Source organism: Leucobacter sp. wl10 (assembly GCF_003569785.1).
In the GTDB taxonomy this organism is placed as follows: domain Bacteria; phylum Actinomycetota; class Actinomycetes; order Actinomycetales; family Microbacteriaceae; genus Leucobacter.
Map to the genome: position 1 here is coordinate 162,048 of NZ_KZ983989.1, position 12,897 is coordinate 174,944.

The following is a 12,897-nucleotide window of genomic DNA, read 5'->3' on the forward strand; positions in this document are numbered from 1 at the left end:
GTTCCGTTCTTCCGTTCATCGGCCCCGCGGCCCGCACTCGTCGGCGATCGTCTCACGACGCCGAAATCACCCGAACATCCCGTTGCTCGCGCCCCACACGCCCAGCGCGACGACCGCGATCAGCAGGCCGCCCCCGGTGAGCGACAGCACCAGCGGGAGCTTGCTGCGCTCCTTCGCCGGCTTCGCGACGACGGGCCCCGCCGTGGCCCGCGCGCTCACCGCGTGGCGCGCCGACACCGGCGCGGGTCCCTGCCCAGCGGTCTGAGCGTCATCCGGCTCGGCCCCCGTGATGGGATCCATCTCGATCGAGTCGTGCAGCGCCGCGTGGCCGCCGGTCTCCCCCAGCGACTTCGGCAGCTTGAGCGAGCCCGTCACGTACAGCTCGCCCGTGCTGCCGAGCGGACCGGCCAGGCCGCCGCTGTCCTCGGGCATCGAGGGCAGGATCAGGGCGGCCCCGCCCGCGCCTCCCGTCGAGCCCTCCTGAGCGACGGCGCGCGAGATGAGTTCGTCGAAGTCTCCCCCGGCGGGCTTGCCGCTCTGGTCGGGCACCGTGCGGGAGTCCGGGTCGTCGAACACCGAGCGCCACTCCTCGGGCGGGGCGATGTCGGGGAAGGAGTAGCTCGTCTTCTGCTCGGGGCTCTCGGGCGGCTCGGGCGCGCTCTCGGCCTCGGATGCGGGCTCGACCTCGACCTCGGATGCGGGCTCGGCGGCTTCCGCGGCGGGCACGGGCGGCACCTCGGCGATCACGACGGTCTCCACCGCTTCTTCGACCGGCTCCTGCTCGGAGTCGCTCCGCGCGGCCTCTTCGGCCCGGGCGGGCGCGTCAGCCGGAGCGGACGGGCCGGCCGGGACCTCCTCGACCGGCTCGGCCTCCGGGGCCGTCGCGGGCGGCTCCTCAGCGGCGGCGTCTTCGGCCGCAGCGCCCCTCTCCTCGGTATCCTTGCCGCGCTGCCAGAAACGGCGCTTCTGCTTCGGCTCGGGAACGGCCTCGGGCTCATCGGCCGCATCCTCCGAAGCGGAGGCCGCGACGGCCGATTCCTCGAACCCCTCGCTCGTATCGGCGGGCTCGCCCTCGTCAGAGCCCCGCTCGGCCTCTTGCAGCTCCGCGACGGTGAAGGGCTCGGTGGGCGGCGCGATCAGCGAATCGAAGTCCGGCTCTCCGTCGAGCGGGGTCGCCTCGACCGGCTCGGTCGCCCGCTCGTCCCGAACGGCCTCGGGCTCCGGTTCGACGACCTGCTCGGGCTCGGAGACGTCCTGCGCCTCAGCGGTCCTCTCGGGCTCCGGTTCACCGGCAGGCTCGGCATTCGCGGCGGGCTCCGCCTCACCGGCTGGCTCCGCCTCTGGCGGAACCGCTCGCTCCGCCAGCGCCTGCTCCCGGAGCTGACGCATCTCACGGCGGCTCCGGGGCGTGCCGTCGTCGTTGAAGGGCGAGATCTCGATCTCGCCCTCGGCGGTCGACGTCGCGGGCTCCGGCTCCGTCGTCGACGCCGTCGTCTCCGACATCTCCGAGAGGTCCAGCGCGCCGGTCTCGGCCATCTCCCGCAGCCGGCGCTCGCGCCGCGTCAACGGTCGTTGTTCGTCCTGCTCACTCATCACTCTGTCGCTTCCTCGGTGTACAACCCGTGCTTCGCAATGTACTGCACCACACCGTCCGGCACGAGGTACCACACCGGATATCCCCGGGCAACCCGTGCCCGGCAGTCCGTGGACGAGATCGCCAGGGCGGGAACCTCCAATAAGCTTACGTGTTCGTCAGATAAACCAGAAAGCGACAGCTCGTGTCCGGGACGCGTCACCGCGATGAACCGGGCCAGATCCCACAGCTGGTCGACGTCCTTCCAGCTCACGATCTGCTCGACCGCGTCGGCGCCCGAGATGAAGAAGAGCTCGTCGTCCGGAAACCGCGCTCGCAGGTCTCGCAGCGTGTCGACCGTGTAGGTCGGCCCCTCCCGGTCGATGTCCACCCGGCTCACGGTGAAGCGGGGGTTCGACGCGGTCGCGATGACCGTCATGAGGTAGCGGTGCTCGCTCGGCGAGACGCGCTGCTTCTGCCAGGGCCGCCCCGTCGGCACGAAGATCACCTCGTCGAGGCCGAAGCCCTGCGCGACCTCGCTCGCCGCGACCAGGTGACCGTGATGGATGGGGTCGAAGGTACCGCCCATCACCCCGATGCGACGTTGTGCTGACACCGTCCGGTCGAGTCCTAGTGGCGCTGCTCGGAGCCGTGGTCGCGGGCGTAGGCCTCGGCCTTCGAAGCGTGGCGGTTCGCCACGTCTCGGAAGGCGAAGGTGATGATGGCGAGCGTCGTGAACACCGTGAAGGTGATCAGGCCGAAGATCGGGGCCGGGAACGGCAGCTCGTTGACGATTTCGGGCGCCCCTTCGGCGGCGACGGCGATCGTGGCGAGAAGTGACATCGAGACCCCAGCATTCGTGACGGATTGAAGAACGGTACCAGTGTACCGGTTCCGGCTAGCGGATCTGCCCAGCTCCGCGCACGAGCCACTTGGTGCTCGTGAGCTCCGGCAGGCCCATCGGCCCGCGCGCGTGCAGCTTCTGCGTGGAAATGCCCACCTCGGCCCCGAAGCCGAACTCGCCGCCGTCGGTGAAGCGCGTCGACGCGTTCACCATCACCACGGCCGAATCCACCTCCGCGAGGAAGCGCTCGGCGCTCGCGTAGTCCCGGGTCACGATCGCTTCGGTGTGGCGGGTCGAGTAGCGCTCGATATGGGCGAGGGCCTCGTCGAGCGTGTCGACCACCCTCACGCCCATCTCCAGCGCGTGGTGCTCGGTGGCCCACGTCTCGTCGTCGGCCGCGAGCACGCCCTCGACGGACGAGCGCGTCGCGTCGTCGCCGCTCAGCTCGACGCCGGCGCTCATGAGTTCCCGGGCGAGGCGCGGCAGCATGCGTTCGGCCGCCTCGCGGTGCACCAGCAGCGTCTCGGCGGCGTTGCACACGCTCGGCCGGTGCGTCTTGGCGTTCTTCACGACGGAGACCGCCATGTCCTCGTCGGCGGAGGCGTCGACGTAGACGTGCACGACCCCGGCGCCCGTCTCGATCACGGGCACCGTCGACTCCTGCACGACGGTGGAGATGAGCCCGGCGCTCCCCCTCGGGATGAGCACGTTGATGTACCCGCGCGCGCGCATCAGGCGCGACGCCCCCTCGCGCCCGAACTCGTCGATGGTCTGCACGACGTCGCCGTCGAGTCCCGCGCTCGAGATGGCGCGCTGGATCAGCGTCACCAGTACGCGGTTGGAGTGCTCCGCCGCGCTCCCGCCGCGCAGCACGGCGCCGTTGCCGCTCTTCAGCGCCAGCGCGGCGATGTCGACCGTAACGTTGGGCCGCGCCTCGTAGATCGCCCCGACGACGCCGAACGGCACGCGCACCTGGCTGATCGAGACGCCGTTGGCGAGCGTCGACCCTCGCACGACCTGTCCCACGGGATCGGGCAGGGCGATGACCTCGCGCACGGCGCCTGCGAGGCCCCGCAGTCGGGCCGCGTCGAGCCGCAGGCGATCCAGCAGCCCCTCGCCGATGCCGTTCTCCACGCCGCGCTCCAGGTCGCGCGCGTTGGCCGCCGCGACCTCGTCGACGCCGCTCTCGAGCGCCGCCGCGATCGCCTCCAGCGCCTCGTTCTTCTGCGTCGTGGTGACCGTGGCGAGCCGCTTCGAGGCGACCCGGGCGCGGTCGAGCCTGGCCAGGAAGGGATCGGGATGAGACATGGGACCAGCCTACCGATTCATTCAGCGGGAGCGTCGGGGCGCGCGTCGAATCTCGTGCCGTGATCCGCCCCGTCGAGCACGGGCGCGAGCAGCTTCGTCTCGGTGAGCAGCACGGCCGTCCCGGCGTCGGCCGCCAGTCGCGCGGCCTCCACCTTGGTCGCGGCGCCGCCGGTGCCCCACCCCGACTGCGCCTCGCCGATCTCGATGCCGGCGAGCGGGTCGCCGTAGGCCACGTGCGCAATGCGCTCCGCCCCCGCGATCATGGGCGGCGCCGTGTAGAGCGCATCGACGTCCGAGAGCAGCACGAGCCGATCCGCCCCGACCAGGCGCGCGACGAGCGCCGCGAGCCGGTCGTTGTCGCCGAACCGGATCTCGTGTGTGGCCACGGTGTCGTTCTCGTTGATGATGGGCAGGATGCCGAGCTGCAGCAGCCGCTCGAGCGCGCGGCGGGCGTTGCCCCGGTGCGTGGGGTTCTCGATGTCGTGCGCGGTGAGCAGGACCTGGCCCGCCACGATCTCATGGCTGCTCAGGGCTCGCTGATACCGGTTGACCAGGATGTTCTGCCCGACGGCCGCGGCGGCCTGCTGCGTCGCCAGGTCTTCGGGGCGCTCGTCGAGGCGCAGGAAGGGCACGCCCGTGGCGATGGCGCCGCTGGACACGAGGATCACCTCGGCTCCCCCGGCGTGCAGGCGCGCGAGGCACGAGACGAGGTTCGGGATCTGGCCGGCGTTGTCGCCGCTGACGGACGACGAGCCCACCTTCACCACGATGCGCCTCGCGACGAGCAGTTCCGCCCCGATGCTCACGACTGCTGGTCCCACATGCCCGCCTCGCGCTCGCGCTCGAGCTCGGCGCGGGCCTCGGTCTTGGCGTCCATGCGCTCGTGGTACTCGGTGCGGCGCTCCTTGTTCGTGCGGCGCCCGTTCTGCTCGACGCGCAGGTCTGTGCCGCGGGCGCCCAGCTGCACCTCGGCCGCGCTCGTGACGGTCGGCTCCCAGTCGAAGACCACACCGGACCCGGGGCCGATCACGACGGTCGATCCGGCAGTCGCGCCGGCCTTGACCAGCGCATCCTCGACGCCGAGCTTCTGCAACCGGTCGGCGAGATAGCCCACGGCCTCGTCGTTGGCGAAGTCGGTCTGCTCGACCCAGCGCTCGGGCTTCGCCCCCAGGATGCGGTACAGGGTGCCGTAGCTGCCGCCCTCGGGCACCACCCGAAAACCGCCGTCGTCGACGGCCTGGGGCTGCAGAACGATGCGCGGCTGGTCGACGGCCTCCGCGAGTTCCCTGGCCCGCGCCTCCTCCACCAACTCCGCGAGGGCGAAGCTCAGCTCGCGCAGCCCCTCGTGCGACACGGTCGAGATCTCGAACACGCGGTATCCCCGCGCCTCGAGGTCGGGCCGCACGAACGCGGCGAGCTCGCGCGCCTCCGGCACGTCGATCTTGTTGAGCGCGATGAGCTGGGGGCGCTCGAGGAGGGGCGTCTGACCGTCGGGCACGGGATAGGCCGCGAGCTCTCGCAGGATCACCTCGAGGTCGGAGAGTGGGTCGCGTCCGGGCTCGAGGGTGGCGCAGTCGAGCACGTGCAGCAGGGCGCTGCAGCGCTCGACGTGCCGCAGGAAGTCGAGGCCGAGGCCCCTGCCCTCGCTCGCGCCCTCGATCAGCCCGGGCACGTCGGCGACGGTGAAGCGATGGTCGGCGACCTGCACCACGCCCAGATTGGGGTGCAGGGTCGTGAAGGGGTAGTCCGCGATCTTGGGCTTCGCGGCGCTCATCGCCGCGATGAGGCTCGACTTGCCCGCCGAGGGGTAGCCGACGAGCGCCACGTCGGCGATCGTCTTCAGCTCGAGCGTGAGCGTGCCGCTCCCCCCCTCCGTGCCGAGCAGGGCGAAGCCGGGGGCCTTGCGCTTTGAACTCGCGAGCGCGTGGTTGCCGAGGCCGCCGAGGCCGCCCTTGGCGGCGAGGAACCTGGTGCCGGGCTCGGTGAGATCGATGAGGGTCTCACCGGCCTCGTCCTTCACGACCGTGCCCACGGGCACCGGCAGCACCAACTCGGCGCCGTTCGTCCCCGCCCGGTAATCGCCCGCGCCGTAGCCGCCGTTCTCAGCGCTGCGATGGGGACGGCGATGGTAATCGAGCAGCGTGGTGACCTGGGGATCGGCGAGAATCACGATGTCGCCGCCGTGCCCGCCCGCGCCGCCGTCGGGGCCGGCGAGCGGCTTGAACTTCTCGCGCCGAATCGACACGCAGCCGTTGCCGCCGCGACCGGCCTGCAGGTGCACCTGCACTCGATCCACGAATGTCACCATGCGGGAAACCTCTTCCACTGCGTTCGCGATGCTGCTGAGTGCAGCCGCACGAACGGCAAAAGGCGAGCCGAAGCCCGCCTCGCCGTCGACGCTGAGTTACGCAGCGGCCACGATGTTGACGACCTTGCGGCCGCCCTTCACGCCGAACTCGACCGCCCCGGCCGACAGCGCGAACAGGGTGTCGTCGCCACCGCGGCCCACGTTGGAGCCGGGGTGGAAGTGGGTTCCGCGCTGACGCACGATGATCTCGCCGGCGCTGACCTGCTGCCCGCCGAAGCGCTTCACGCCGAGGCGCTGCGCGTTCGAGTCGCGGCCGTTGCGGGTGGAGCTGGCGCCCTTCTTATGTGCCATGAGTCTCTACTCCTTAGTGAGTGCCGAAGGCGTTACTTGATGCCGGTGACCTTGAGGCGGGTCAGATCCTGACGGTGCCCCTGACGGCTCTTGTAACCGGTCTTGTTCTTGTAGCGCTGGATGACGATCTTCGGGCCGCGAAGGTCGTCGAGCACCTCGGCGGTCACCTTCACCTTGGCCAGGGCCGCGGCGTCGGTGGTCACCTGGTCGCCATCGACGAGCAGCACCGCGGGAAGCTCAAGCTTGCCCTCGGCATCACCCGCCACACGATTGACGGTGATGATCGAGCCGACCTCGACCTTCTCCTGCCGGCCGCTTGCGCGCACTACTGCGTAAACCACTTGTCACCCTTTTCTCGAGGATCGTCTTCCGAGTCGAAGCGCAGCCCCGCCGCCTTCGAAGTCTGAGGTATTCACCACCGCTCGGGTGGCACCAACGCTCAATAATATCGCGAACCACCGAACAAGGTCAAATAGGCCCGCCCGCGTGTCACTCGCGCTCGGCGTCGCGGCGGCGCACGGTCTCCTCGAGCGCCGCCGCGAGCGCGAGCTGCGCCGCCCTCGAGGAGTCGACGTCGGCCTGCGATTCGACCGCCTCGTCGCCCTGCGGCGCGCGCTCGCGCGCCTGCTCCGACTCTCCCCGGATGGGCGCGGTCGTGACGCGCCGGCCCCGGGCGCGGCCGGCGCCCGCGCCGGGGGCATCCGGCAGGGCGTCGAGCACCGAGTCGAGCAGCGTGCCGAGTGCGGCCCCCGGGCGCCGGTCGGTGCCGCCGGGCTCGTGCGGCGCTCCGGACTGCGCCCGGCCCGTGACCCTCGTCTCTCCGCCCGCGGCACCCGGATCCGGAGTCTTCGCGCCCTGGATCGTCGACGCCGCCACCTGGGCGAGCATGTTCTTCGCGCCGTCGGTGATGGAGTGGGTCTGTGCCTTCGTGTCGTGCTGGGTCGGGGCCTGCCCGCCCTTGCCGCGCTTGGCTCCGCGCGAGTGCCCCTCGCCGCGGTGCTTCGCGACGGGCTCGTGATGCACGATGATGCCGCGCCCCGCGCACACCTCGCACGGCTCGCTGAACGACTCGAGAAGCCCCAGGCCCAGCTTCTTGCGCGTCATCTGCACGAGCCCCAACGAGGTGACCTCGGCGACCTGGTGCTTGGTGCGGTCCCGGCTCAGGCACTCGACGAGGCGCCGCAGCACGAGGTCGCGGTTCGATTCGAGCACCATGTCGATGAAGTCGACGACGATGATGCCGCCGATGTCGCGCAGGCGCAGTTGGCGCACGATCTCCTCGGCGGCCTCGAGATTGTTCTTCGTGACCGTCTCCTCGAGGTTCCCGCCCGAACCGACGAACTTGCCGGTATTGACGTCGATCACCGTCATCGCCTCGGTGCGGTCGATGACCAGCGAACCGCCGGAGGGCAGCCACACCTTGCGATCCAGCGCCTTGGCGATCTGCTCGGTGATGCGGTACTCGTCGAAGACGTCGCGCTCGCTCTCGTAGCGCTCGACTCGCTGCATCAGGTCGGGCGCGACCTGTGCAAGGTAGCCCGCGATCGTCTGGTAGGTCTCGTCGCCCGAGATCAGCAGACGGTGGAAGTCCTCGTTGAAGACATCGCGCACGATCTTGATGAGCATGTCGGGCTCGGAGTGCAGCAGCACCGGCCCGCCGCCCTTCTCCACCCGCTTCTGGATGGACTCCCACTGACGGGTCAGACGCTGCACGTCGTGGGTGAGCTGCTCCTCGCTCGCGCCCTCCGCCGCCGTGCGCACGATGACGCCCGCGCCCTCGGGCAGCACGGCCTTCAGGATCTTCTTGAGGCGCGCGCGCTCCGTGTCCGGAAGCTTGCGGGAGATGCCGTTCATCGCTCCCCCGGGCACGTACACCAGGAAGCGGCCGGGCAGCGAGATCTGGCTCGTCAGCCGGGCGCCCTTGTGCCCGACCGGGTCCTTCGTGACCTGCACGAGCACCTGGTCGCCGGGCTTGAGGGCGTTCTCGATCCGGCGCGCGGTGTTGCCCCCCTCGAACTCCGACCAGTCGACCTCGCCCGAGTACAGCACCGCGTTGCGACCGCGCCCGATGTCGACGAAGGCCGCCTCCATGCTGGGCAGCACGTTCTGCACGCGGCCGAGGTAGACGTTGCCGATGAGCGACGACTCGCTCGAGCGCGCAACGTAGTGCTCCACGAGCACCCGGTCCTCGAGCACGCCGATCTGCACGCGATCCGGCGTGGTGCGCACCACCATCTCGCGGTCGACGGCCTCGCGGCGGGCCAAGAACTCCGACTCCGTGATCACCATGCGGCGGCGACCCGAGTCCCGGCCGTCGCGTCGGCGCTGCTTCTTCGCCTCCAGGCGCGTGGACCCCTTCACCTTCTGCGGCTCGGTGATCACCGGGGCCTGGCGCTGCTGCCGGCGGAACGACTCCTCGTCCGCCGCCCCGTCCACACCGGAGCGTCGACGGCTTCGCCGCGATCCCGACTCCTGCTCGCCCGGTTCGTCGTCCTGCGAGAACTGCTGATCCAGCAGCTCGTCGAGCCGGCGCAACTCACCGCCTCGGCCCTCGCCGCGCCGCGGCTCGCCGCGTCGCGCGTCCCCGAAGCGCGACTCGCCCTGGCGCGCGTCGCCGAGGCGCCAGTCGCCTCGCCGCGGTCGCGGCTGCACGGGCGGGACATCGGGCGCGAGGAAGATGAGGCGCGTGGTCGCGCGGAAGCGCTCCTCCGGGCTCATCTCCGCGAACGGGACAGCCGCGGAAGCCGCGGTGCCCTCATCGGTCTCGGCCGCATTCGGCTCTTCGTGATGGTCTTCTGTTGTGATCTTCACCATTCCTGGTGTCTCCTCCACCCGGGGAGAAGCCTGTTCTCCCCGGAAACCTCTTGTATGTGCGGAATGCTCCGCAAATCCTGTTCTCCGCGAATGCGATCATCCGCACTCGGTCGGTCCTCGACCGGTGGCGGCCTCACGGCCCCCGAAAGACTGTGCGCGCGAGAGGCCCTCTCGGCCGCTTGCGCCGCACTCCATTATGTCATGGGTTCCTCGGAGAGACCGTTCAGTAGGATCGATCCATGACTTCCGAGCTCCGCGAGGCCCCTCGCCCCGTTGCATTCGCCGCCTTCTCCATCGTTGCCGGAGTAATCGGTTGGTTCGCCTCGTTCGAGCTGCTCACGGAGTACATCAAGACGCTGTCCGCGCCCGACTACATCCCCAACTGCAACATGAGCATCCTCGTCACGTGCGGCCCCAACATGGACTCGTGGCAGGGCTCGCTCTTCGGCTTCAGCAACACGATCATCGGCGTCTCCGCCTTCGTCGCACCGATCGCGGTCGGTGTCGCGCTGCTCGCCGGCGCCCGATTCTCCCGGTGGTTCTGGACGCTCTACCAGCTCGGCCTGCTCGGGGGCTTCGTGTTCATCTGCTGGCTGTTCTCCCAGAGCGTGTTCGTGCTCGGGACGCTCTGCCCCTGGTGCATGGTGGTCTGGACGGTCATGATCCCGCTCTGGTGGATCTCGTTCCTCCGGCCCTATGCCATCGGCGACATCCCACTGCGCGCCTCCGCGCAATCGGCATTCAAACGGGTGTACTCGTGGACGTGGGTCATCGTGCTGCTCTGCTACCTGACCATCGCCTTCATCGCCCAGCTGCGGCTCGACTGGTTCGCGGAGTTCAGCCGGATGTGATCCGCCGCCACAGCTCGTCGACCTGCGAGAGCGTGCGAGCCTTGCTGCCCGACGTATCGATGACGACGTCCGCCACCGCTCGCCGCTCGGCGTCGCTCGCCTGACGGGCAATGCGGTTGCGGGCGTCGGTCTCGCTCATGCCGCGCAGCTCGACCATGCGCGCGATGCGCTGCTCGGCCGGCGCCTCCGCGATGACCACGAGGTCCCAGGCCTGATCCCGGGCGGCCTCGACGAGCAGCGGCACGTCGTAGACGACGATGGCCTCCGGATCCCGATCCCGGGCCTCGGCGACGCGGGCGGCGAACAGCCGCCGCACCTCGGGGTGCACGACGGCGTTGAGCGCCGCGAGCGCCGCCTCGTCGCCGAACACGATCGCGCCGAGCGCCGAGCGATCCAGCGATCCGTCCCCGCGCAGCACCCCTGCCCCGAAGCGATCGACCACGCCCCCCAGTCCCGGAGAGCCCGGAGCGACCGCTTCCCTCGCGAGTTCGTCGGCGTCGATCAGCACCGCACCCAACTGTTCCAGGCGCCTGCCGATCGTCGACTTGCCCGAGGCGATTCCGCCGCTCAACCCGATCAGTTTCATAGCAGCTACCCTACCCAGCGCGCGTAGGCTGGAGGACGGAGGTGGGCATGCTCGAAATCATCACCGGAATGACCCTCGCGGCCTCGGCGGGGCTGAACGCCTACATCCCCATGCTCGGTCTGGGCCTGCTCGCGCGGTTCACCGAGCTGGTGCAGTTGCCGGCGGCCTGGGCCTGGCTTGAGAACGAGTGGGCGCTGGGGGTGCTCGGCGTGCTGCTGGTCGTCGAGGCGCTGGTCGACAAGTTCCCGGCCCTCGACAGCGTCAACGACGTGCTGCAGACCGCCGTGCGGCCGGCCTCCGGCGGTATCGTGTTCGCCGCGGGGTCCTCGAGCGGCACCGTCGCGGTCGCGGATCCCGCCGAGTTCATCGCGTCTGCCCAGTTCTGGCCGTTCGTGCTGGGCGTCGTGATCGCGCTCGTGCCGCACGCGCTGAAGTCTCTGGCGAGACCCGTGATCAATGCGCTCACGGCCGGCGCGGGCGCCGCGCTGGCGAGCACGCTGGAGGATCTGGGAGCGGTGCTGCTCACGGTGCTCGCGGTGATCGTCCCGGTGGCCGGGCTCGCGGTGCTCGTGATCGTGGTCGTCGTGCTGATCCGCCGGCTCGGCAGGGCACGGGCGGCGCGAGCCGCGCGCCGCAGCGCCGTCTAGGAGGGGGCTCCCAGCACGACTGGCACGGCTGGGCACGGCGAAGGCCCGGCCTCCCTTCCGGGAGAGCCGGGCCTTCGCCGGGAACTCAGTTGCCCTCGAGCTGCGCCTTCAGCGCGGCGAGCGCCGCGTCGTCGGCGAGCGCGCCGGTCGACGACGCCTCACCCGAGAAGCTCGACGAGGGGTTGTCGGCGGCGGGGGCCGCAGCGGTCTCGTTGAGCGAAGCGGCGACCTGCTTCTTGTGAGCCTCCCAGCGCTCCTGGGCGGCAGCGTACTCCTGCTCCCACTTCTCGCGCTGCGACTCGAAGCCTTCCTTCCACTCCTGGGTCTCGGGGTCGAAGCCCTCGGGGTACTTGTACTCGCCGTTCTCGTCGTACTCGGTGGTCATGCCGTAGAGCGCGGGATCGAACTCGGAGCCCTCGGGATCCACGCCCTCGTTCGCCTGCTTGAGGCTGAGCGAGATGCGGCGCCGGTCGAGATCGATGTCGATGATCTTGACGAAGACCTCCTGGCCGGCCTGCACGACCTGCTCGGCGAGTTCGACGTGCTGACCCGACAGCTCCGAGATGTGCACGAGGCCCTCGATGCCGTCCGCCACGCGCACGAAGGCGCCGAAGGGCACGAGCTTGGTGACGACGCCCGGGGCGATCTCGCCGATCGCGTGCGTGCGGGCGAAGACCTGCCAGGGGTCCTCCTGCGTCGCCTTGAGCGACAGCGAGACGCGCTCGCGGTCCAGCTCGACGGAGAGCACCTCGACGGTGACCTCCTGGCCGACCTCGACCACGTCGGAGGCGTGCTCGATGTGCTTCCACGACAGCTCGGAGACGTGCACGAGGCCGTCCACACCGCCCAGGTCCACGAACGCGCCGAAGTTGACGATGGACGAGATGACGCCCTTGCGCACCTGGCCCGGCTTGAGCTCGGCGAGGAACGAGGAGCGGGTCGCCGACTGCGTCTCCTCGAGGAGCGCGCGGCGCGAGAGCACCACGTTGTTGCGGTTCTTGTCGAGCTCGAGGATCTTGGCCTCGATCTCCTGGCCCAGGTACGGGGTCAGGTCGCGCACGCGGCGCAGCTCGATGAGCGAGGCGGGGAGGAAGCCGCGGAGCCCGATGTCGACGATCAGGCCGCCCTTGACGACCTCGATGACGGTGCCGGTGACGACGCCCTCGCTCTCCTTGATGCGCTCCACATCGCCCCAAGCGCGCTCGTACTGGGCGCGCTTCTTGGACAGGATGAGTCGGCCTTCCTTGTCCTCCTTCTGGAGCACGAGCGCCTCGACGGGGTCGCCGACCTGAACGACCTCGTCGGGGTTCACGTCGTGCTTGATGGACAGCTCGCGCGAGGGGATGACGCCCTCGGTCTTGTAGCCCACGTCGAGGAGCACCTCGTCGCGGTCGATCTTCACGACGGTGCCCTCGATGAGGTCGCCGTCGTTGAAGAACTTCAGGGTCGATTCGACCGCTGCAAGGAAGTCGTCGGCCGAGCCGATGTCGTTGATCGCGACCTGCTTGCTCTCGGTCGTTGCGTTCGTCATGAAATTGGTCTCCAGAATGGACAGGTATATTCAGGCGGGCGCATGCCGGAGAACCGGCCGGATCGGAGTTCGATCGATCCGCGA

13 protein-coding genes are annotated in these 12,897 nt (G+C 70.0%); 2 read left to right on the plus strand and 11 right to left on the minus strand.

The genetic code is table 11. The annotated features are described in order from the left end of the window. Window positions 1-66: 66 nt before the first annotated feature. From D1J51_RS04550 to D1J51_RS04590, 9 genes are all read right to left on the minus strand, one after another. On the minus strand, window positions 67-1,593 hold the full coding sequence (locus D1J51_RS04550; protein ID WP_119073990.1) for a hypothetical protein: 1,527 nt from the start codon (window positions 1,591-1,593) through the stop codon (window positions 67-69). Next, window positions 1,593-2,189, minus strand: a complete 597-nt coding sequence (gene nadD, locus D1J51_RS04555; protein ID WP_256385995.1) for a nicotinate-nucleotide adenylyltransferase — start codon at window positions 2,187-2,189, stop codon at window positions 1,593-1,595. Before nadD ends, D1J51_RS04550 begins: the two co-directional genes overlap by 1 nt. Before the next feature lie 14 nt (window positions 2,190-2,203). Beyond that, a complete protein-coding gene (locus D1J51_RS04560) occupies window positions 2,204-2,416 on the minus strand; it encodes a hypothetical protein (protein WP_119073992.1) in 213 nt (70 codons plus the stop codon). A gap of 55 nt (window positions 2,417-2,471) precedes the next feature. Beyond that, window positions 2,472-3,725, minus strand: a complete 1,254-nt coding sequence (locus tag D1J51_RS04565) for a glutamate-5-semialdehyde dehydrogenase (RefSeq protein WP_119073993.1) — start codon at window positions 3,723-3,725, stop codon at window positions 2,472-2,474. Between the two features lie 17 nt (window positions 3,726-3,742). Beyond that, window positions 3,743-4,531 carry a glutamate 5-kinase gene (proB, locus tag D1J51_RS04570; protein ID WP_119073994.1) on the minus strand — a complete coding sequence of 263 codons (789 nt, stop codon included), beginning with the start codon at window positions 4,529-4,531 and terminating at the stop codon, window positions 3,743-3,745. After that, complete coding sequence (gene obgE / locus D1J51_RS04575) at window positions 4,528-6,033, minus strand: GTPase ObgE (RefSeq protein WP_119073995.1); 1,506 nt, start codon at window positions 6,031-6,033, stop codon at window positions 4,528-4,530. The genes proB and obgE overlap by 4 nt, the downstream gene beginning before the upstream one ends. 96 nt (window positions 6,034-6,129) lie before the next feature. Further along, window positions 6,130-6,384, minus strand: a complete 255-nt coding sequence (gene rpmA, locus D1J51_RS04580) for a 50S ribosomal protein L27 (RefSeq protein WP_119073996.1) — start codon at window positions 6,382-6,384, stop codon at window positions 6,130-6,132. A 32-nt stretch (window positions 6,385-6,416) separates the two neighbouring features. Further along, window positions 6,417-6,725: a 50S ribosomal protein L21 gene (gene rplU / locus D1J51_RS04585; protein ID WP_119073997.1), complete on the minus strand. Its 309-nt coding sequence runs from the start codon at window positions 6,723-6,725 to the stop codon at window positions 6,417-6,419. Window positions 6,726-6,873: 148 nt separating this feature from the next. Further along, entirely contained in the window at window positions 6,874-9,198 is a 2,325-nt protein-coding gene (locus D1J51_RS04590; RefSeq protein WP_119073998.1) for an Rne/Rng family ribonuclease, read from the minus strand. Between the two features lie 239 nt (window positions 9,199-9,437). Between D1J51_RS04590 and D1J51_RS04595 the strand changes: the two genes are divergently transcribed. Continuing rightward, on the plus strand, window positions 9,438-10,049 hold the full coding sequence (locus D1J51_RS04595; protein WP_119073999.1) for a vitamin K epoxide reductase family protein: 612 nt from the start codon (window positions 9,438-9,440) through the stop codon (window positions 10,047-10,049). On the opposite strand, the gene coaE is transcribed toward D1J51_RS04595, so the two are convergent. Beyond that, window positions 10,036-10,635 (minus strand): dephospho-CoA kinase, encoded by a 600-nt coding sequence (gene coaE, locus D1J51_RS04600; protein ID WP_119074000.1) that lies wholly within the window; start codon window positions 10,633-10,635, stop codon window positions 10,036-10,038. The genes D1J51_RS04595 and coaE overlap by 14 nt on opposite strands. Window positions 10,636-10,682: 47 nt before the next feature. On the opposite strand from coaE, the gene D1J51_RS04605 reads away from it, so the two are divergent. Continuing rightward, window positions 10,683-11,282, plus strand: a complete 600-nt coding sequence (locus tag D1J51_RS04605; RefSeq protein WP_119074088.1) for a DUF4126 domain-containing protein — start codon at window positions 10,683-10,685, stop codon at window positions 11,280-11,282. An 85-nt stretch (window positions 11,283-11,367) separates the two neighbouring features. On the opposite strand, the gene rpsA is transcribed toward D1J51_RS04605, so the two are convergent. Continuing rightward, the gene (gene rpsA / locus D1J51_RS04610; RefSeq protein WP_119074001.1) at window positions 11,368-12,813 is read right to left on the minus strand and encodes a 30S ribosomal protein S1; all 1,446 of its coding nucleotides are present in this window, start codon (window positions 12,811-12,813) and stop codon (window positions 11,368-11,370) included. Window positions 12,814-12,897 lie beyond the last annotated feature (84 nt).